Raw genomic sequence first — 991 nt, forward strand, 5'->3', positions numbered from 1 at the left:
GCAGCAGATGCTGACGGCACCGTGACCAAAGTAGAGTTCTTCAACGGCGCCACCAAGCTCGGCGAAGACACCTCCGCTCCTTACGCCCTGAGCTTCACGCCTACCGCCGCCGGCACGCTGAGCGTAACGGCCCGCGCCACCGACAACGCCGGCGCGGCTACTTCCACGGCGGCTAAATCCATTGCCGTGACGACCACGACCCTCGCCGGTGGTGGCACGGGCGGCAGCGGCTCGGGCACCGGCACTCCGGCCAACGCTACGTTCTTCCGCGCCCTGAACATCGGCGGCTCGGCCGCTACCATCGACGGCCGCACCTGGGAAGCCAGCGGCTCGGCAGCTAACTTCCAGATCAACGGCAACTCGTTCGAGAACCAGGCCATTACGCTGAACCCGGCCACCGATGCGGAGCGCGCCACCATGATTCGCTCGTCGGTGTACGACGGCGCCATTTCGGCCACGGTGAGCGGCGTGACGACCGGTACCTACCTCGTGTACCTCTACGTATGGGAGGATAACAACGCGGAAACCTTCAACATCAACGTGGAAGGCCAGACCGTGCAGAGCAACTACAATAGCGGCACCGCCGGCCACTGGGACCGTCTGGGCCCGTTCACGGCCAACGTAGCGGATGGTAACATCACCATCGGCACCACGGGCGGCCACGCCAACCTGTCGGGTATCGAAATCTGGAAAGCGGGCTCCGCTACCACGACCAACTCGGCTCCCACGGTAACGCTCACCACGCCCGCCTCCGGCACGGTTGGTACGGCTCTGAGTTTGACGGCTACTGCCGCCGACACGGATGGCACGGTGGCCAAAGTGGAGTTCTTCAACGGCACAACCAAGCTCGGCGAAGACACTTCCTCGCCTTACGCCCTGAGCTACACCCCCACCGCCGCCGGCACGCTGAGCCTGACGGCCCGCGCAACCGACAACGCCGGGGCTAGCACGACCACCGCCGCCAAGAGCGTGACGGTAACGACTCCCGCCA

General features: G+C 65.5%; 1 protein-coding gene. It reads left to right on the forward strand.

The genetic code is table 11. From position 1 onward, the window contains the following. A partial coding sequence (locus EWM57_RS21450; protein ID WP_242510165.1) for an Ig-like domain-containing protein occupies window positions 1-991 on the forward strand: 991 nt, incomplete at both ends.

This window comes from Hymenobacter persicinus, from assembly GCF_004167665.1.
GTDB lineage: Bacteria > Bacteroidota > Bacteroidia > Cytophagales > Hymenobacteraceae > Hymenobacter > Hymenobacter persicinus.